This window comes from Immundisolibacter sp. (genome assembly GCF_028696615.1).
Taxonomy (GTDB): Bacteria; Pseudomonadota; Gammaproteobacteria; order Immundisolibacterales; family Immundisolibacteraceae; genus Immundisolibacter.
The window spans coordinates 1-19,387 of sequence record NZ_JAQVGQ010000025.1; the positions used below are offsets into that span (position 1 = coordinate 1).

Sequence of the window (19,387 nt, forward strand, 5' to 3'; positions counted from 1 at the left end):
CAGAACCAGCAGACCGAGTTCGCCGACTTCCCCGGCGCCATCGTGATGACCTCGAACTGCCTGATCGAGCCGCAGGCTGCCTACCGCGGGCGGCTATTCACCAGCGGCCCGGTCGGCTGGGCGGACATCCCGCACGTCGCGGACGGCAACTACCGGCCGGTGATCGACACCGCGCTTGCCGCTCCCGGCTTCGCGGCCGACGCCGCGCCGCGCCACGTCACGGTCGGCTTTGCCCGCAACACCGTGCTCGGTGCCGCCGGGGAGATCGTCGGCGCGGTCAAGTCCGGCGCGCTCAAGCATTTCTTTTTGATCGGCGGCTGCGACGGTGCCAAACCCGGCCGCAACTACTACACGGAGCTTGCCGAACAGGTGCCGCAGGACTGCGCCATCCTGACCTTGGGCTGCGCCAAGTACCGCTTCAACGACCACGACTTCGGCAACATCGGCGGCCTGCCGCGGTTGCTGGATGTGGGCCAGTGCAACGACAGCTACTCGGCAATCCAGATCGCGCTCGCGCTCGCCGATGCCTTCGACTGCGGCGTGAACGACCTGCCGCTGTCGCTGGTGCTGTCGTGGCTGGAGCAGAAGGCCGTGGCGGTGCTGCTGACGCTGCTGCACCTTGGTGTGCGCAACATTCGCTTGGGGCCGAGCCTGCCGGCGTTTTTGACGCCGCCGGTGCTCGAGGTGCTGGTCGACACCTTTGGCCTCACGCCGATCGGCGCGCCCAAGGCGGACCTCGATGCGATGCTGAACGCCGCCTGAGAGGGTGTGATTTTTTCGAGCCCCGAAGCCGGCCAGGGATGGCCGGCCGTGCGACGCAACAAATGCGCAGTAGGCGCATGTCTTCACAAACTCCAAGGCAGCAGCGATCCCGTCGCCGGGCAATCCGGCGCCGGGGGGTCGGCAAATCGGTACTGGCACCATCTGCGTGACCTCGGCACCGCTTGGCGCCTGATGCATGGGGCCATGCCTCGACGGCGGGACGCGAACACTCTCACGTCGCCATCGGTCAAACCAAGTGCGTCAAACCAAAAGGAGAACGCCATGCGCGACTTTCATCGGACCGGCAAAGGCATCACGCTCGCTGCCCTGTTGGCTCTTGCAGGCGCCGCCGCGCCGGGACTTGCCGAGACGCGGATCACCACCGCGCAAGCCGCGGAGGTGGCGGTACGCAATGTGCAGGCGATGGGCAGTCAGGTGCAGGGGGAGATCGTCAACAATACCGGCGACAACGTGGTCGGTGTCGAACTGGTAGTGCGCCACCATTGGTTGTGGGCCAACGAAACAAAGCCGGGTACCGACGACCCGAGCTGGGTCGATACCTACCCGTTGCCGGTCACCATTGCGCCAGGCGGCAGCGCGCCGTTCAGCGTGGAGGCCACACGCGTGCCGCCGCAGCGCACCGACGGCAGCTTCCAGACGGACGCCTTCGTGCGCAGCTACGCCACGCAGCCGGTGCAATAGCGTCCATGTGACGCCGCCGGTCAGTGCCGACGCGAGGGCGGTGCCCCGGCCGACCACGCTGTGATGCTCCGGCCGCAGCTGCGTCGTGAGCGCGGCGGCACGCACAAGCCCGCACCCGTTTTTCGACTCCCACTGGGAGTTTGGAAGGCATTGATTCATTCAACGGTTCCGTCCGGGGCGGGATGCCGCGGCCTGAATCAAGGGCGTAAGTCATTGATTCAAAGCCACTGATTAAGGGACGCACAGCGCTGCGCGGACGTGTACCGCGCAGCGCGAGCTGAAAAATTCCAGGGACGGACTTTTTCTGTGTTTCCCCTGTTGATTTTCAGACTCTGAGGCCGGCCAGGGATGGCCGGACGCGCATTTCTTCACCGGCTGTGAGCCGGAAACGCCTCGCCCGCTTGAATTAAACTCGGGTCAAACAAGTCCCCACGCAACGGCCACGGCATGACCCACCCTGCATTCGAACCGATCCGCAGCGAGCGCGTGTCCGCGCTCAACCTCACCGTCGAGGAATACCGCCACCGCGTCACCGGTGCCCGGCACATCCATCTTGCCGCCGCCGACGACAACAACGCCTTTCTGGTGGCCTTCCTCACCGTGCCGCAGGACTCGACCGGCGTCGCCCATATCCTGGAACACACGGTGCTGTGCGGCAGCCGCCATTACCCGGTGCGCGATCCGTTCTTTTTGATGCTGCGCCGGTCGCTGAACACCTTCATGAACGCCATGACGGCCAGCGACTGGACCGCCTACCCGTTCGCCAGCCAAAACCGCAAGGATTTCTTCAACCTGCTGGACGTGTACCTGGACGCGGCATTCTTCCCGACGCTGGACCCGCTCGACTTCGCCCAGGAAGGCCATCGCCTGGAATTTGCCGTGCCGGACGATCCCCGCACCGAGCTCACCTTCAAGGGCGTGGTCTACAACGAGATGAAAGGCGCCATGAGCGCGCCGGTGTCGGCGCTGTGGCAGGCGCTGGCGCGCGAGGTCTACCCGACCACCACCTACCACTACAACTCCGGCGGCGATCCCGAGCACATCCCGGATCTCACCTACGAGCAGCTCAAGGCCTTCCACGCCCGCCATTATCATCCGAGCAACGCCACGTTCTTCACCTATGGCGACATCCCGGCGGCCGAGCATCAGGCCGTCATGGAAGACCGCGTGCTGCGGCATTTCGAGCGGCTCGACATCGACCTGCGCGTGCCGCCCGAGCAGCGCTACCCGGCGCCGCGCGCGGTCGAGGACGCCTACGCCGCCGAGCCCGGCGACACCGCGCGCAAGACGCACGTGGTGCTCGGCTGGCTGCTGGGCGACCTGACCGACCTCGACGCGGTGCTGCGCGCCAACCTGCTGTCGCGCGTGCTGCTGGACAACTCCTCCTCGCCGCTGCTGCACGCGCTCGAAACCACGCCGCTCGGCAGCGCGCCCTCGCCGCTGTGCGGCCTGGACGACTCGCCGCGCGAGCTGCTGTTCGCCGCCGGCGTCGAAGGCTCGGAGCCCGAGCACGCCGAGGCGGTCGAAAAATTGGTGCTGGACGTGCTCACCGAGGTGGCCGACAAGGGCGTGCCGGCCGAGCAGGTCGAGGCCATGCTGCACCAGATCGAGCTTGGCCGGCGCGAGATCGGCGGCGACCGCTACCCCTATGGCCTGCAGCTGATCATGAACGCGCTGCCACAGGCCATCCACCACGGCGACCCGGTGCAGGCACTGGCAGTCGACGCCGCACTCGAACGCCTGCGTGCGGCGGCTGCCGAGCCGAATTTCGTGCAGAACGAAGTCCGCCGCTGGCTGCTCGACAACCCGCACCGCGTGCGCCTGACCATGAAACCCGACCCCACGCTCGCCGAGCGCCAGCGCGCCGCCGAGCGCGAGCGCCTGGCGCGCATCGAGGCCACGCTGGACGAGGCCGGGCGCCGGCGCATCGTCGAGCAGGCGTTGGCGCTGCAGGCACGCCAGGTGCAGCAGGACGACCCCGACATCCTGCCGCGCGTGACGCGGCAGGACGTGGCGCCCACGCTCAAGATCCCGCAGCCCGTGCGCGAGCCGGTGGCTGGCCTGCCGGCCGCCTGGTACGACCAGCCGACCAACGGTCTGGTTTACCAGCAGCTGGTGGTGGACCTGCCGGCGCTCGCCGACGACGAGTTGAACCTGCTGCCGCTGCTGGCCGAGACCATCAGCGAGGTCGGTGCCGGCGGGCGCGACTACACCCAGACGCAGGCCCTGCACGCGGCGCTGACCGGTGGCATCGGCGCCAGCGCCAGCGTCGGTGCGCTGGCCACCGACAACCAGCGCAGCCGCGGCGTGTTCGTAGTGTCCGGCAAGGCACTGGTGCGCAATCACGGCGCGCTGTCGCGGCTGCTGCGCGAGACGCTGCACACGGCGCGCTTCGACGAGCTCGAGCGCCTGCGCGAGCTGGTGGCGCAAATTCGCCTCGCCGACGAGAACTCGGTCACCGGCAACGGTCATGCGCTGGCCATGGCCGCCGCCAGCGCCGGCATGACGCCGGTGGCGCGCCTCGCCCACCAATGGTCGGGGCTGGCCGGCATCAAGGCCATCAAGGCGCTCGACGATGGCCTCGACGACGACACCGCCCTCGAAGCCCTGGCCGAGCGCCTGGCGGCGCTGCGCGAGCGCATCGCCGCCGCGCCGCTGCAGTTTTTGGTCGTGGCCGAGGACGAACAGCAGCCCGACATCGCCGTGCGCCTGGCCGAGGTCTGGCATGGCGCCGGCGCCCGGCCGGCGGCCGCGCAGACCGAGCTGCCGCTGCCGCCGGCCGGCGGGCGCGTGGCCGAGGCCTGGATCACCAACACCCAGGTCAACTTCTGCGCCCGCGCCTACCCGGCCGTGGCCTGGGGTCATCCGGACGCCCCGGCGCTGTCGGTGCTGGGCGGATACCTTCGTAACGGCTTCCTGCACACCGCCATCCGCGAGAAAGGCGGTGCCTACGGCGGTGGGGCGGGGTTCGATGCCGACAGCGGCGCGTTCCGCTTCTACAGCTACCGCGACCCGCGCCTGGCCGAAACGCTGGCCGATTTCGACCGCGCGCTGGACTGGCTGCACGGCGCGGACCACCCGCCGCGGGCGGTGGAGGAAGCCATCCTCGGCGTCATCGCCGCCATCGACCGGCCGGCCTCGCCGGCCGGCGAGGCGCGCAAGGCCTTCCACGCCAGCCTGTTCGGACGCGACGCCGACGCCCGCCAGGCCTACCGGCGGGCGGTGCTGGCGGTGACGCTGGACGACCTGCGCCGGGTGGCGGCGGCGTACCTGCAGCCGCCGCTCGCCAGCACGGCGGTGATCACTAACCAGGCCACCTTCGAGCAGGCCGGCGACCTCGGTCTGACGCCGATCCGGCTATGAATGCCCCGCCGGACGCCGCCGTCAGCGGCGTCCGGCCGTTGGCCGGCCTCGGCGCTCGAAAATTCCCGCGCTGTCAGAAACCGTGGCCGAATTCGGCCACGAAGCGGCGCTCGAAGGATTCGCGCGTGAAGGTGTGGTTCTGCGTGCCGTGGTGCTCGATCTTGAGCGCGCCCAGCAGCGCCGCGATGCGGCCGGTGGTCGGCCAGTCGAGCTCGTGCAGCAGGCCGTATAGCAGCCCGGCGCGGTAGGCGTCGCCGCAGCCGGTGGGGTCGTTCACGGCGACCGGTTTCACGGCCGGAATGTCGATGCGGTGGCCGCCGGTGTAGATGCTCGAGCCCTTGCTGCCGCGGGTGACGATGAGCGCCTCGACGCGCTTGGCGATGTCGCCGGCGGACAGCTCCGTGCGCGCCTGCAGCATCTCGATTTCGTAATCGTTGACGGTGATCCAGGTGGCCTGCTCGATGAACTCGAGCAGCTCGTCGCGCCCGAACAGCGGCATGCCCTGCCCCGGATCGAAGATGAACGGCACGCCCGCCTCGGCGAACTCGCGCGCGTGCAGCAGCATGCCTTCGCGCCCGTCCGGCGCCACGATGCCGATGTCCACCGCCTCCACGTCGGCCACCGAGTTGCGGTGCGACTCGTTCATGGCGCCGGGATGAAACGCCGCGATCTGGTTGTCGTCCAGATCCGTGGTGATGAAAGCCTGCCCGGTGTAGGTGCCCGGCACCTCGGTGATGTGCCGGCGGTCGATGCCGTGCTGGTCCAGCCAGGCGCGGTAGGGGCCGAAATCCTCGCCAACGGTCGCCATCGGCAGCGGGTCGCCGCCCAGCAGCTTCAGGTTGTAGGCGATGTTGCCGGCGCAGCCGCCGAACTCGCGGCGCATCTGCGGCACCAGGAAGGACACGTTCAGGATGTGCACCTGGTCCGGCAGGATGTGGTTCTTGAAGCGGTCCGGGAACACCATGATGGTGTCGTAGGCCATCGAGCCGCAGATCAGTGCCCGCAAAGCAGTTTCTCCTTGTGTGAATTCAGGCCGGCCGCCAAGCCAGGTCCGGCTGGCGGGCGGCGCGCACCTCGTCCAGGCGCCGCACCGGCAGCGTGTGCGGCGCACCGTGCAGCAGATCGGGCTGCTCGCGCGCCTCGCGGGCGATGGCCACCAGCGCCGCCACGAAACCGTCCAGCATGTCGCGCGTTTCGGTCTCGGTCGGCTCGATCAGCAGGCACTCGGGCACCAGCAGCGGGAAATACACCGTCGGCGCGTGGTAGCCGTAATCGAGCAGGCGCTTGGCGACGTCGAGCGCCGTCACGCCCAATTCCTGCTTGGACTGGCGCAGCGTGACCACGAACTCGTGGCTGGCACGGCGATCGGGGAAGGCCAGCTCGAAACCGGCCGCGCGCAATTTCGCCTGCAGATACGCCGCGTTCAGCGTGGCGAACTCGGCCACCCGCCGCAGCCCCTCGCCGCCCAGCAGACGCACGTACACCCACGCCCGCAGCAGGATGCCGACGTTGCCGGCAAACGCCGACAGGCGACCGATGCTGTGCGGGCGGTCGGCCTCGGTCAGCCAGCGGTAGGCGTCGCCGTCGCGCGCGACCATCGGCACCGGCAGGAACGGCAGCAGGCGCTCGCCGACACCGACCGGCCCCGCGCCCGGCCCGCCGCCGCCGTGCGGGGTGGCGAAGGTCTTGTGCAGGTTCAGGTGCACCACGTCGAAGCCCATGTCGCCGGGCCGCGCATGGCCCAGGATGGCGTTCAGGTTGGCACCGTCGTAGTACAGCAGGCCGCCCGCGTCGTGCACCACGCGCTGGATGTCGAGAATCTGCCGCTCGAACACGCCGAGCGTGGACGGGTTGGTCAGCATGAGGCCGGCCGTGTGCGGACCCACCGCCGCGCGCAGCGCGTCCAGATTCACGTCGCCGTCGGCGTTGGTCGGGATCTCGCGCACCTCGTAGCCGCACATCACGGCGGTGGCCGGATTGGTGCCGTGGGCGGCGTCGGGCACCAGAATCTCGCGCCGCGCGGCATCGCCGCGCGAGCGGTGATAGGCCTCGATCATGGCGATGCCGGCGAGCTCACCCTGCGCGCCGGCCAGCGGCGTCAGCGACACGCCAGCCATGCCGGTCACGGCGGCCAGAATCTCCTGCAGCTCCCACAGGCAGGCCAGGAAGCCCTGCCCGGTGGCGGCCGGCGCCAGCGGGTGGCGGTCGCGCAGCACCGGCCACAGCGCCAGCTCGTTGGCCGCGCGTGGGTTGTACTTCATGGTGCACGAGCCGAGCGGGTAGAAATGCGTGTCGATCGAGAAGTTCTTCTGCGACAGGCGCGTGTAGTGGCGCACTGCCTGCAGCTCGGACACCTGCGGCAGCGGCGGCGGATAGCGGCGCAACAGATTGGCCGGCAGGTCGTCCGGCAACGGCGCCGGCGCGGTCTGCGCACCGTTGGCGCGGCCCGGGACGGACTGGTCGAAGATCAGCATGCGTGCGACACCACCAAGCATTGGGAAACTGCGGCGACCGCGGCTGGGCCTGCGCCGGCGCGGATTTTAACCGACGCCCCGACCCGCCCCCGCAGCGTCAGGATGCGACCTCCACCCGGTGCCAACGGCCATCGCCCTGCCCCGCGACCTCGAACTCGATGGCACGACACTCCGGCGCCGGTGCCGGCAGGCGTGCCACGTGCACGCCAAGACCGGGATCCGCGGTGTCGAGCTCGCCGCCGGCGCCGTCATCGCACCTCCAGCGCACCCGCGCCGCCGCCGGCAACACCAGCGCCAGCGTATGACCGGCCGGCAGGCGGCGCACCGGCGCCTGCGGCGACCAAAACCACACCTGCGCCGCCGCCGGCAACTTGTGATAGCGCGCCCACAGCGGTTCGGGTCGGTCGACCGGGTAGCCGCGCAAGATCGAGCAGGCCAGCTTCACGAACTCGGCGTGCGCCCAGGCCAGCGGCATGGCCGAACCGGTGGGACCGCCGCGGCGCAGGCCGCGCTCGGGCAGCGGCTCGCCCTCCCACACCTGCTCGGGCAGCATGCCGGCGCCATCGGCCATAGCCGCCATGGCGCGCAGATACGGCAATGCGTCCTCGCCACGGGCGAGCTCGTAGTGACCTCGCTCGCCGGTCAGCAGCGGCCAAGGGTGGCCGAGGCCGGCGCCATCGTAAGGCCGGCCGTCGGCGTATTCACCGTAACCGTCGCCGGTGTAGCGGTACCAGCACGGCCCCTGCGGCAGCTCCACGCGCAGCAGGCGATCGAGCAGCGTCACGCTGTCGCGCATCAACGGCAGGTCCGGATCGCGCAGGCCGTAGCGCACCAGCTGCAGAAAATCGCCGCCGATCTGCTCGTGCGCCGGCAGGCCGGGGTCCTGCTGGCGGTTTTTGATCGGCTGCACGCGCGCCAGCGCCGCCACGTCGTGCAGCGCCTCCGGCGGCGCGATGCGCAGGTAGTGACCCGCCACGCCGTAGCGGCGGTCGAGCGCCGAGCCGGTGACGCTGGTCCAGTCATCCAGGCGTGCGTTCCAGTAGTCGGCCAGCTCCAGCACGAAGCCTTCCGCCGCCACCGGCAGGAAACCCGCGCCGGACACCAGCGCCGCCAGACACACCGCCATGGTGAAGGTGTTCACGCCGCTGTTCTCTTCCCAGCGGTCCTGCGGACTGACCGGGCCGTTGCGCACGATGAAACCGAGCGCACGGCGCACCATGTCGCCCACCTCGACGCCGCCGAGCGCGCCGCGCTCGGCCAGCGTGCCGGCCAGCAGCACCGGGAAGGCGACTTCGTCGAGCTGCACGCCCTGCCAGTACGGCGTGCCGCCCAGCCACTGGTTCTGGAACCAGCTGCCGTCGGCGCGTTGCGTGGCCAGCAGGTAGCGCAGGATGTCGCGCGCCTCGCCGTCGGCGCCGAGCGCAAGCAGCGCCCCGGCACATTCCACCAGGTCGCGCGGCCACACCAGGTGGTAACCGGGCCGCTCCTCGTGCGCCTCACCCCAGGGCACGCTCAGGCTCGCCACCGCAGCGCCCCGGAACGTGCGGTCGCCGTGAGTCTTTAGCACCATGGCGCTGGTGCGCAGCTGCGCCTGCAGGTCGGCCGGCAGGCGCTCGACACCGGCCGGCAACCGGCAGGCCGCATGCCAGGCCCGCCAATGGGCGATCTGCGCCGACCACACCGCCTCGAACGGCTGACTGAGGGCGGAAATCGCCAGCGTGGCGGCCGACTGCCGCCCCCCGGCAAAGCCAAGCGCCAACACGCAGCGCGGCGCCAGCGCCGCCATCAGCGCCACGTTGCCGGGGCCGGCGCGCCGGTAGCGCCAGCTCATGCGGCCGTTGTGGGCAAAATCCTGCCAGCCGTCGCTGCTGCCCGAGTAGCCGGCGCTGGCCGGTCCCATCACGTCGGCCTGCCGGGCGTCCACCGCCGCCAGTGCCAGCGCAAACGGCCCCTGCTGCGCCCACAGCACGCGCCGGCCGTTTGCCACGCCCACCTCGGCTTGGTTGTCGCGCCCGGTGCCGCCGAGGTGCGGTGCCAGCAACACGTACACGCCGAGCCGGGAATCGCCGTCGAGTGCCACCTCGATCAACAACACATCGCGTTCCGGCTCGGTCACGATGCGCTGGGTGAGCGTGAAACGCCCGTGACGGTGCACCACCGTCACCGCCGGCACGCCCGGTTCCGCCAGCTCGACGCGGCAGTCGTCCAGGCGCTTGATCTCCTGCCAGAAGCCGTCGCCGTCGGCGACGATGAAGCCCACATCGCGCACCTGCGGCAGGTCGACGCGCGGGTGATACACCTCGTTGACGATGCCCTGGCCGACCGTGAACCAGACCCGGGCGTTGCCAAGACCGGTGCCGACCGCCTGCTTGGCGCCGCCACACCAGTTGGATGGCAGACCGGGCGCGCCGGGCGCCTCATCAGCGAGAAACCCGTCGCCCATGCTCAGCACCGCGGTTGCGGCAGGTAAGTCGGCGTCAGCCAGGCACGGCCGTCGCGCGCCACCAGCAGCTCGGCCGCCTCCGGCCCCCAGCTGCCGGCGGCGTAGTTGGGGAAATCCGGCGGCGGGTTGGCCAGCCAGGTCTCGATGATCGGCATCAGCAGCTCCCAGGCGGCCTGCACCTGGTCGCTGCGCATGAACAGCGTGGCGTCGCCGGCCAGCAGGTCGTACAACAGCGTCTCGTAAGCACTCGGGCTCGGCCGCTCGAAGGCTTCCGCATACGAGAAATGCATGTCCACCGGCCGCAGGCGCAGCGGTGAGCCGGGCTCCTTGGCGATGAACTTGATGATCACGCCCTCCTGCGGCTGGATCTGCATCACCAGCCGCACCGGCTGCGAGTTGACACCCGTCATGGCCGGAAAGGCGTTGTGCGGCACATCGCGAAAGCGGATCGAGATCTCCGACACCGTCTGCGCCAGCCGCTTGCCGGTGCGCAGATAAAACGGCACGTCCTGCCAGCGCCAGTTGTCCACCAGCAGCTTCACCGCGGCGTAGGTCTCGACGGTGGAATCGGGCGCGATGCCCGGCTCGTTGCGATAGGCCGGCACCAGTTCGCCCTGCAGCCAGCCACTCGCGTACTGGCCGCGGGCGGCAAACGCTGGCACATCCTCCGGCCGGATGCGCCGGCAGGCGCGCAGCACGTCGAGCTTTTTGTTGCGGATGTCGTCGGCGTCGTAGATCACCGGCGGCTCCATGGCGACCAGACACATCAGCTGCAGCAGGTGGTTCTGGACCATGTCGCGCAGCGCGCCGGCGGTTTCGTAGTAGCCGGCGCGGTGACCCACGCCGAGCTGCTCGGCCACGGTGATGGCGACGTGATCGATGTAGCGGCGGTTCCAGATCGGCTCGAAGATCGGGTTGGCGAAGCGCAGCGCCAGCACGTTCTGCACCGTCTCCTTGCCCAGGAAATGGTCCATGCGATAGATCTGCCGCTCGGCGAAGTGCTCGTGCAGCGTGTCGTCGATGGCCAGAAAACTCTGCAGATCGCAGCCGAGCGGCTTTTCCACCACGATGCGCGTGTGCGCCGGGTCCTGCTGCAGACCGACGCCGGCCAGGCCACTGGCCACCGGCGCGATCAGCCGTGGCGGCACGGCGAGGTAATAGATGCGGATGACGGTGTCGTCCTGCGCCCCCTGCAGGGCGTCGCGCAGCGACGCATACGCGGCGGCGTCCATCAGATCCATGGGCAGCGCGCTCAGGCAGCGCGTGAATTGCGTCCACTCGGCAGCGGCTTGCGCGCCGCGCGGCGAGAAACGCCTCACCCCATCGCCCAGGCGCTCGGCGAGTCTTTCCAGGGTGATCTCCCGATCGACACCGATCAGGTGGAACTGTTTCGGTAGACGACCGGCCAAATACAAATCGAACAGCGCCGGCACCACCAGTCGCCAGGCTAGATCACCCAAGGCGCCGAACAATACGAATTGGGTGGGTGGCAAGGCGGTTTCGGCGGGTTCAGCGGACATGTAGTCTGACTCCGGGCTGTCTGCAGCGGGATGGGAAGCGCGGCATCGATCGGCGTTTCCTTTATATTCTGGGCCACCTTCGCCACCGGCGACGGGGCCGGCCCATCATCGACAGCGGAATCACCCACGGGAGACAACACGTGCAACTGGGCATGATCGGGCTCGGCCGCATGGGCGCCAACATGACGCGCCGGCTACTGCGCGATGGCCACCAGGTCGTCGCCTATGACATCCAGCCGCAGGCGGTCGCCGCGGTGGCGAACGACGGCGCCGTGCCCGCGGGCAGCCCCGCCGAATTGGCCGCCAAGCTGGCGCCGCCGCGCGTGTTCTGGCTGATGCTGCCGGCGGCGTTGGTCGACAGCCAAATCGACCAGCTGCTGCCGCTGCTGCAGCCCGGCGACACGGTAGTCGACGGCGCCAACAGCTACTACCGGGACGACCCGCCCCGCGCGCAGCGCCTGCGACAGGTCGGCGTCGACTACGTCGACGTTGGCGTCAGCGGCGGCGTGTGGGGCCTCGAACGCGGCTACTGCCTGATGATCGGCGGCGACGCGGCGGCGGTGCAGCGCCTCGAGCCGCTGTTCCGCTCCCTGGTGCCGGGCGCGGCGGCGGCATCACCCACCCCGGGCCGACCGCCCGGCGGCAGTGCCGAGGCCGGCTACCTGCACTGCGGTCCGGCCGGCGCCGGCCACTTCGTCAAGATGATCCACAACGGCATCGAGTACGGCCTGATGGCCGCCTATGCCGAAGGCTTCAACATCCTCAAGCATGCCGGCGCGGAAGAAAAAACCGGCCGGGAGGACGCCGAAACGGCGCCCGTGGGCAATCCCGACACCGGCCGCTACGACCTGCCACTGGCCGACATCGCCGAGCTGTGGCGACGCGGCAGCGTGGTCGGCTCGTGGCTGCTGGACCTGCTGGCCGGCGCTCTGGCTCAAGACCCTCGGCTGACGCGCTTCGAAGGCGTAGTGCCCGATTCCGGCGAAGGCCGCTGGACGGCGCTCACTGCCATCGAGCAGGGCGTGCCGGCCACGGTGCTCAGCGCGGCCCTGTTCGACCGCTTCGCCTCGCGCGGCGAGGACCGGTTCGCCAATCAGATTCTGTCCGCGCTGCGCGCCGGTTTCGGCGGTCATGCGGAACATTGAGGAGACGCTGATCGACTCGGCGTTTGCGGCCGGGGCCAGATAGCCCGGCGGGCCGAACCTTCCCGGGACGGAAGGTTCGGCGTGCGGACGGAAAGAAGCTGGCGCGCCCGAGAGGATTTGAACCTCTGACCCCCGCCTTCGGAGGGCGGTACTCTATCCAGCTGAGCTACGGGCGCTTGGGTTGGATAGTCTAACAGGTTCCGTTACCCGGTCGCATCGACAGCCGACCCGGATTCAGAGTTTGTGAAGAAATGCGCGTCCTGCGCATTTCTTGCGTCGCCCGTCCGGTACATGCCCGGACGGGCTCCCGCGAATCAAGCCCTTGCGGGCTCGATTCGCGTCCGGCCATCCCTGGCCGGCCTGAGAGCTTGAAAAATTCACAAGCTCTCAGAGTTTGTGAAGAACTGCGCGTCCTGCGCATTTCTTGCGTCGCCCGTCCGGTACATGCCCGGACGGGCTCCCGCGAATCAAGCCCTTGCGGGCTCGATTCGCGTCCGGCCATCCCTGGCCGGCCTCGGAGCTTGAAAAATTCACAAGCTCCCCGGCCACCAATCGGCCCATCAATCGGCGCACAGACGGACGCAGTATACTTTCGCCGCGCCGCTGCGCCGTCTGCACTGCGCCAGCTGCGATTTTTCACCTCTGCCCGCTGCTGCCTAAGGAGTCCTCGTGAACGCCCATACCGCCCCGGCCGGTGACAATTCCGCCAGCGCCTTCACCACGGTTCTGCTGTCCCTGGTCGCGATGACCTTCGTGATCGCGGGCATTGCCGTGTACGTCGTCAATACCGTGCGCCCGAGCAAGGTCGATCCGACCGTCGCCGCGCTCGCCAACGAACGCATCAAACCGGTCGGCCAGGTGCAGACCGGCGGCAGTGGCGCGCCGGCCGGCGGTGCAGTGGCTGCTGCCGCAACCGGCACCGACGCTGGCGCCGTGGACGGCGAGGCCGTTTACAAACAGGCCTGCTTCTCCTGCCACGCCGCGGGCGTGGCGGGCGCGCCGAAGTTCGGCAGCGCCGCCGACTGGGCGCCGCGCATCGCGCAGGGTATCGACGTGTTGCACCAGCATTCGCTGCAGGGCATTCGCGCCATGCCGCCCAAAGGTGGCTTCATGAACCTCAGCGACGACCAGGTCAAGGCCGCCGTCGACTACATGGTCTCGCAGGCCAAGTAATCCGCTGCACCCAGACTGGAAAAAGGGCGGCGCCGGTTCGACCGGCGCCGCCCTTTTTTATTTCCATGCGCCTTCCTGCAACGACCAGCGGCTTCAGCCGTTGTAGCGGCGCAGCACCAACGTGGCGTTGGTGCCGCCGAAACCGAAACTGTTCGACATGACGGTGTCCAGGCGCACGCCGTCGCGCCGCTCGCGCACCAGCGGCAGCCCTTCGACCGCCGGATCGAGCCGCTCGATGTGCGCCGATGGCGTGATGAAGCCGCCGCGCATCATCAGCAGGCAGTAGATCGCCTCGTGCACGCCGGCGGCACCGAGCGAATGGCCGGTGAGCGATTTGGTGGAGCTGAACGGCGGTACCTGATCGCCGAACACCTCGCGCACCGCCTCCAGTTCCCGACTGTCGCCGACCGGCGTGCTGGTGCCGTGCGTGTTCAGGTAATCGATATCGGCGAGCGGGATGTCGCCCAGCGCTTGGCGCATGCAGCGCACCGCCCCTTCACCGGACGGCTGCACCATGTCGAAGCCGTCCGAGGTGGCGCCGTAGCCGACCAGCTCGCCATAAATCTTGGCGCCGCGGGCCAGCGCATGATCGAGCGCCTCGACCACCACGATGCCGCCGCCGCCTGAGATGACGAAACCGTCGCGGTCGGCGTCGTAGGCGCGCGAGGCCACGGCCGGGCGGTCGTTGTAGGCGGACGACAGCGCGCCCATGCCGTCGAACAGCACGGTCTGCGTCCAGTGCAGCTCCTCGCCGCCGCCGGCAAACACCCGATCCTGCTTGCCGGACTGGATCAGCTCGGCGGCGTTGCCGATGCAGTGCGCCGAGGTGGCGCAGGCGGACGAAATGGAATAACCCACGCCCTTGATCTTGAACGCCGTGCCCAGGCACGCGGCGACCGTGCTCGACATGGTGCGCGGGACCATGTATGGCCCGACCCGGCGCGCGCCCTTCTCGCGCAGCGTGTCGGCGGCCAGCACCGTGTTGGCAGTGGATGCACCGCCGGAGCCGGCCACCAGACCGGTGCGCGGATTCGAGACTTCGGCTTCGGTGAGCCCGGCGTCGGCGATGGCTTCGGCCATCGCGATGTGCGCGTAGGCCGCCGCGTCGCCCATGAAGCGCAGCAGCTTGCGGTCGATGTGCTCCTCGGGCTTGATGCGCAGCGGTCCGTGTACCTGGCTGCGAAAGCCGAGTTCGCGGTATTCGTCGCTGAACTCGATGCCGGAGCGGACCTCGCGCAGCGCCTCGGCCACCTGCGACTGGCTGGTGCCGATGCTCGATACGATGCCAAGGCCGGTAATGACGACGCGTCTCACGGTGTGCTCTCGAAACTATTGGTGAACAGGCCGACCCGCAGGCCGCTGGCGGTGTAGATGGGCTCGCCGTCGACCGACAGCGTGGCGTCGGCGATGCCCATGAAAAGCTTGCGCTGGATCACACGCTTCATATGCACGTGGTAGCTGACCCGGTGGGCGTCGGGCTTGACCTCGCCGCTGAACTTGACGTCTTCGGCGCCCAGCGCCCGGCCGCGACCGGGGCCGCCGATCCAGCCCAGATAAAACCCCACCAGCTGCCACATGGCATCCAGTCCCAAACAGCCCGGCATCACCGGATCGCCGGCGAAATGGCAGCCGAAGAACCACAGGTCCGGGCGCACGTCGAGTTCGGCGCAAATCTCGCCGCGACCGAACTGCCCGCCGTGGTCGCTGATATGCACGATGCGGTCGAACATCAGCATCGGCGGCAGCGGCAGCTGGGCGTTGCCCGGACCGAACAGCTCGCCGCGCGCGCAGCGCAACAGGTCGTCATAGCTGAAAGAAGCGACACGCTGCACGGCGGCTGAAAGTTCGGTCACGGCGAAATCCATGTCGGGAAGTGGGTGGGGCATCGAGACCATGCATCGGTGCGATCGACGCAATTATACGTAGCGCCTGCCGCCAGCCGGCCGCGCGATCGTTCACAAGCCGAGCTCAGCCCACAGCGCATCCACGCGCGCCTTGACGGCGCCATTCATGGCGATCGGTCGGCCCCACTGCCGCGTGGTCTCGCCCGGCCATTTGTTGGTGGCGTCCAGACCCATCTTGGAACCCAGGCCCGCCACCGGCGAGGCGAAATCCAGGCTGTCGATCGGCGTGCGCTTCGCCAGCAGCAGGTCGCGCGCCGGATCGACGCGGGTGCTGATGGCCCACACCACGTCCTGCCAGCTGCGCACGTCGATGTCGTCATCCACCACCACGATGAACTTGGTGTACAGGAACTGGCGCAGATACGACCAGATGCCGAACATCACCCGCGAGGCGTGCCCCGGGTACTGCTTGCGGATCGACACCAGCGCCAGGCGGTACGAGCAGCCCTCCGGCGGCAGGTAGAAGTCCACCACCTCCGGGAACTGCCGGCGCAGCAGCGGCACGAACAGCTCGTTCAGCGCCGCGCCCAGCATGGCCGGCTCGTCCGGCGGGCGGCCGGTGTAGGTGCTGTGGTAGATGGCATCGCGCCGGCGCGCGAGGCGCCGCACGGTGAATACCGGGTAGCGCTCGGTTTCGTTGTAGTAGCCGGTGTGATCGCCGAACGGCCCCTCGTCGGCCTCGTCACCGGGCGTAATTGAACCCTCGAGCACGATCTCGGCGCGCGCCGGCACCTCGAGGCCGCTGGCGGTGGCGAGCAATTCGGTACGCTCGCCGCGCAGCAGGCCCGCGAACTGGTACTCGGACAGGCCGTCCGGAATCGGCATCACCGCCGCCAGCAGCGTGGCCGGATCGGCGCCGATCACCACCGCCACCGGGAATGGCTCGCCCGGCCGCGCCGCCTGCCAGGCCTGGTAGTCGAGCGCGCCGCCGCGGTGCGCCAGCCAGCGCATGATGAGCCGGTTGCGGCCGAGCAGCTGTTGCCGGTAGATGCCCAGATTCTGCCGACCGCCGTCGGGGCCGCGCGTGACCGTGAGTCCCCAGCTCAGCAGCGGCGCGGCGTCATCCGGCCAGCAGGTCTGGATGGGCAGCGCGGTCAAATCGACCTCGTCGCCTTCGAGCACCACGTCCACACACGGCCCGCTGCCGACCCGCCGCGGACGCATGGCGAGCGCCTGCCTGTAGACCGGCAGCTGGCGCCAGGCTTCACGCAGACCGTTTGGCGGCTGCGGCTCGCGCAGAAGCGCGAGCAGCTCGCCAAGCTCGCGCAGCTCGGCGGCGGTTTCCCTGCCGAGCCCCAGCGCCACCCGGCGCACGCTGCCGAACAGGTTCGCGAGCAGCGGCATGGCGTGGCCGACGGGCCGCTCGAACAGCAGCGCGGGGCCCCCGGCACGCAGCACCCGATCGCAGATTTCGGTGACCTCCAGGCGCGGGTCGACCGGCACGGCGATGCGTTTGAGCTCGCCCTTGGCCTCCAGCCGGGCGATGAAGGTGCGCAGATCCTGGCTCATGCGGGCAGTCCGTAATGCAGGGCGATGCCGGCGAACACCGCCGCACCGAACCAGTTGTTGGCGACAAAGGCCTTGAAACACGCCGCCGGCTCGCGATGGCGCGTCAGGTACTGCTGATGCGCCGCCAGCAGCGCCGCCACCCCGAGCCCGGCATAAAAAAAGACCCCGAGCCCGGCATTCCAGCCGACCAGCGCCAGCGTGCCAAGCGCGCTCGCCTGCAGCACCCCCACGATCAGGCGATCGTCCTCGCCGAACAGGATGGCGGTGGATTTCACGCCGATCTTGAGGTCATCGGCCCGATCGGCCATGGCATAAAACGTGTCGTAAGCGACCGTCCAGAACACATTGGCGAGCAGCAGCAGCCAGGCGAGCGGCGGCACCTTGTCCTGCACGGCCGCGTACGCCATCGGGATGCCCCAGCCGAAGGCGAGCCCCAGGTACAGCTGCGGCAGGTGCGTCAGGCGCTTGCCGAGCGGGTAGGTGGTGGCGAGCAGCGCGCCGATCACGGCCAGCTCCACCGTGCGGCGGTTTTGCGTCAGCACCAGCGCGAGCGACACGGCCAGCAGCAGCCCGCACACCACCAGCGCCTCGACCGGGCGGATGGCGCCGCGCGGCAGCGGGCGGTTTCGGGTGCGTGCCACGTGGCGGTCGAAGTCGCGGTCGAGGTAATCGTTGATGGCGCAGCCGGCCGAGCGCATGGCGAGCACGCCGGCGGTGAACACGGTGAGTGTTTTCAGGTCCGGCACGCCGCCACTGGCCAGCCACAGCGCCCACCAGGTCGGCCACAGCAACAGCAGGCTGCCGATCGGCCGCTGCAGGCGGGTCAGTTCGGCGTAGGCCTTCAGGCGTTTCAGGATCACGGCAACGGCAGGCGCAGCATGGGGGGCAGGAAGTGTTCCATGACGGCGATGTGGCCGCGACCGGCCGGCACCCGGGCGCGCCGGGCAAACAGCGCCGGCACGCCGGGCAGCGGCGCCGCGCGCGCCAGCTCGATGCCCTGGCGGCGCACCGCCGGGTCCGCGAACAGCAGCTCGCCGATGGGTCTGTCTCCCAGCCGGCGCAGCGCCGGCCACTGCGCGAGCACACCGACCGGCACCAGCGTGTGGCCGATCAGCAGCGTGCGCCCGGCATGGCGAAACCGTACCCGCCGCCAGAACACCATCGCGCCGGCGGCGAGCCGAAGATAGCCCGCCTCCTCCACCGTCGCGGCGCGCACGCCGTGCGCCAAGAGCCGGCACTCGAGCGCCGCACCGCAGACCCGGCGCAGCGCCGCGGTCACAGAGCCCGCATCGCCCGCGAGGGGCCGCAGTGGCGCCGGCAGGCCGCGCAGCGCCGCCGCCGACAGCGGCCGCCAGCCGGGCGTCATGTCACACCTCGCCGTAGGCGAGCGCCTGGCCCAGCCAGCGCTCGATGAGCGCCGGCACCGCGGCTGGCGCCTCGCGCTCGAGCCGCTCGGCGAGCGCCGGCAGGCGCTCGAGCAGTCCCCGGTCGCGGGCCAGGTCCGCCACGCGCAGGTTGACCTCGCCGGTCTGGCGGGTGCCCAGCAGCTCGCCCGGACCGCGCAGGTCCAGATCCCGCCGCGCGATCTCGAAGCCGTCGCTGGTCTGCCGCATGGCCGCCAGGCGCGAGCGCGCCGTGCCGGACAGCGGCGGCTCGTACAACAGCACGCAGCGGCTGTGCGCGCTGCCGCGCCCCACCCGCCCGCGCAGCTGGTGCAGCTGGGCCAGACCCAGCCGCTCGGCGTGGTCAATGATCATCAGCGACGCGTTCGGCACGTCCACGCCCACCTCGATCACCGTGGTGGCGACCAAAAGATCGAGCTCGCGGCGCTGGAAGGCGCCCATCACCGCCTCCTTGTCGCGGCTTTTCATGCGCCCGTGCAGCAGACCCACGCGCAGCTGCGGCAGCGCGGCGGCGAGTTCCTGGGCAGTGGCCGTGGCCGCCGACAGGGCCAGCGCCTCGGATTCCTCGATCAGCGGGCACACGAAGTACGCCTGCTCGCCGCGCGCGCAGGTGGCGGCGATGGCGGCCAAAAGCTCGTCCCTGCGCTGACGCGAAACCACGCGCGTGTCGACCGGCGTTCGGCCGGGCGGCAGCTGGTCGATCACCGAGGTGTCGAGGTCGGCGTAAAACGTCATGGCGAGCGAGCGCGGGATGGGCGTCGCGGTCATGATGAGCTGGTGCGGCGCGAGCGTGCCGTCGTCGCCCTTGGCGCGCAGCGCCAGGCGCTGGTGGACACCGAAGCGGTGCTGCTCGTCGATGATGACCAGGCCGAGGCGTGCGAACCGTACGTCGTCCTGAAACAGCGCATGCGTGCCGACCACCAGCGGCGCGGCACCGCTGGCGATGGCCTCGAGGATGCCGGCGCGGCTGCGCCCGCCATGCCGGCCGG

Annotated in this window: 15 protein-coding genes and 1 tRNA gene; 5 read left to right on the top strand and 11 right to left on the bottom strand. The window is 69.7% G+C overall.

The features are described from left to right. From hcp to PHC73_RS03145, 3 genes are all read left to right on the top strand, one after another. The coding region (gene hcp / locus PHC73_RS03135; protein WP_300124351.1) for a hydroxylamine reductase at window positions 1-762 on the top strand (762 nt) is incomplete at its 5' end. 282 nt (window positions 763-1,044) lie between these two features. Beyond that, on the top strand, window positions 1,045-1,464 hold the full coding sequence (locus PHC73_RS03140; RefSeq protein ID WP_300124354.1) for a hypothetical protein: 420 nt from the start codon (window positions 1,045-1,047) through the stop codon (window positions 1,462-1,464). Window positions 1,465-1,911: 447 nt separating this feature from the next. Then, a complete protein-coding gene (locus tag PHC73_RS03145) occupies window positions 1,912-4,827 on the top strand; it encodes an insulinase family protein (RefSeq protein ID WP_300124356.1) in 2,916 nt (971 codons plus the stop codon). Window positions 4,828-4,900: 73 nt separating this feature from the next. Here PHC73_RS03145 and PHC73_RS03150 read toward each other — a convergent pair whose 3' ends face one another. From PHC73_RS03150 to zwf, 4 genes are all read right to left on the bottom strand, one after another. After that, window positions 4,901-5,833: a carbohydrate kinase family protein gene (locus PHC73_RS03150; protein ID WP_300124359.1), complete on the bottom strand. Its 933-nt coding sequence runs from the start codon at window positions 5,831-5,833 to the stop codon at window positions 4,901-4,903. A 22-nt stretch (window positions 5,834-5,855) separates the two neighbouring features. Continuing rightward, window positions 5,856-7,301: an aminomethyl-transferring glycine dehydrogenase subunit GcvPB gene (gene gcvPB, locus PHC73_RS03155; protein ID WP_300124361.1), complete on the bottom strand. Its 1,446-nt coding sequence runs from the start codon at window positions 7,299-7,301 to the stop codon at window positions 5,856-5,858. Between the two features lie 97 nt (window positions 7,302-7,398). Then, the gene (locus tag PHC73_RS03160; protein WP_300124363.1) at window positions 7,399-9,744 is read right to left on the bottom strand and encodes a glycoside hydrolase family 15 protein; all 2,346 of its coding nucleotides are present in this window, start codon (window positions 9,742-9,744) and stop codon (window positions 7,399-7,401) included. 2 nt (window positions 9,745-9,746) lie between these two features. Continuing rightward, entirely contained in the window at window positions 9,747-11,264 is a 1,518-nt protein-coding gene (zwf, locus tag PHC73_RS03165; protein ID WP_300124366.1) for a glucose-6-phosphate dehydrogenase, read from the bottom strand. Between the two features lie 140 nt (window positions 11,265-11,404). Here zwf and gnd point away from each other — a divergent pair, with 140 nt between their 5' ends. Beyond that, window positions 11,405-12,409, top strand: a complete 1,005-nt coding sequence (gnd, locus tag PHC73_RS03170) for a phosphogluconate dehydrogenase (NAD(+)-dependent, decarboxylating) (RefSeq protein ID WP_300124368.1) — start codon at window positions 11,405-11,407, stop codon at window positions 12,407-12,409. A 99-nt stretch (window positions 12,410-12,508) separates the two neighbouring features. Here gnd and PHC73_RS03175 read toward each other — a convergent pair. Continuing rightward, a tRNA-Arg gene (locus PHC73_RS03175) sits at window positions 12,509-12,585 on the bottom strand. Between the two features lie 493 nt (window positions 12,586-13,078). Between PHC73_RS03175 and PHC73_RS03180 the strand changes: the two genes are divergently transcribed. Continuing rightward, window positions 13,079-13,582: a c-type cytochrome gene (locus tag PHC73_RS03180; RefSeq protein ID WP_300124371.1), complete on the top strand. Its 504-nt coding sequence runs from the start codon at window positions 13,079-13,081 to the stop codon at window positions 13,580-13,582. A gap of 93 nt (window positions 13,583-13,675) precedes the next feature. Here PHC73_RS03180 and fabB read toward each other — a convergent pair whose 3' ends face one another. The 6 genes from fabB to PHC73_RS03210 form a co-directional block, all read right to left on the bottom strand. Further along, window positions 13,676-14,896, bottom strand: coding sequence for a beta-ketoacyl-ACP synthase I (gene fabB / locus PHC73_RS03185; protein WP_300124373.1), 1,221 nt, complete (start codon window positions 14,894-14,896; stop codon window positions 13,676-13,678). Beyond that, window positions 14,893-15,414, bottom strand: a complete 522-nt coding sequence (fabA, locus tag PHC73_RS03190; protein ID WP_300124383.1) for a 3-hydroxyacyl-[acyl-carrier-protein] dehydratase FabA — start codon at window positions 15,412-15,414, stop codon at window positions 14,893-14,895. Before fabA ends, fabB begins: the two co-directional genes overlap by 4 nt. A 123-nt stretch (window positions 15,415-15,537) precedes the next feature. Next, a complete protein-coding gene (gene ubiD / locus PHC73_RS03195; RefSeq protein WP_300124375.1) occupies window positions 15,538-16,995 on the bottom strand; it encodes a 4-hydroxy-3-polyprenylbenzoate decarboxylase in 1,458 nt (485 codons plus the stop codon). After that, window positions 16,992-17,855, bottom strand: a complete 864-nt coding sequence (gene ubiA, locus PHC73_RS03200; protein ID WP_300124377.1) for a 4-hydroxybenzoate octaprenyltransferase — start codon at window positions 17,853-17,855, stop codon at window positions 16,992-16,994. Before ubiA ends, ubiD begins: the two co-directional genes overlap by 4 nt. Beyond that, a complete protein-coding gene (locus tag PHC73_RS03205) occupies window positions 17,852-18,361 on the bottom strand; it encodes a chorismate lyase (RefSeq protein WP_300124379.1) in 510 nt (169 codons plus the stop codon). The genes ubiA and PHC73_RS03205 overlap by 4 nt, the downstream gene beginning before the upstream one ends. Before the next feature lies 1 nt (window position 18,362). Continuing rightward, the coding region (locus PHC73_RS03210) for a helicase-related protein (protein ID WP_300124381.1) at window positions 18,363-19,387 on the bottom strand (1,025 nt) is incomplete at its 5' end.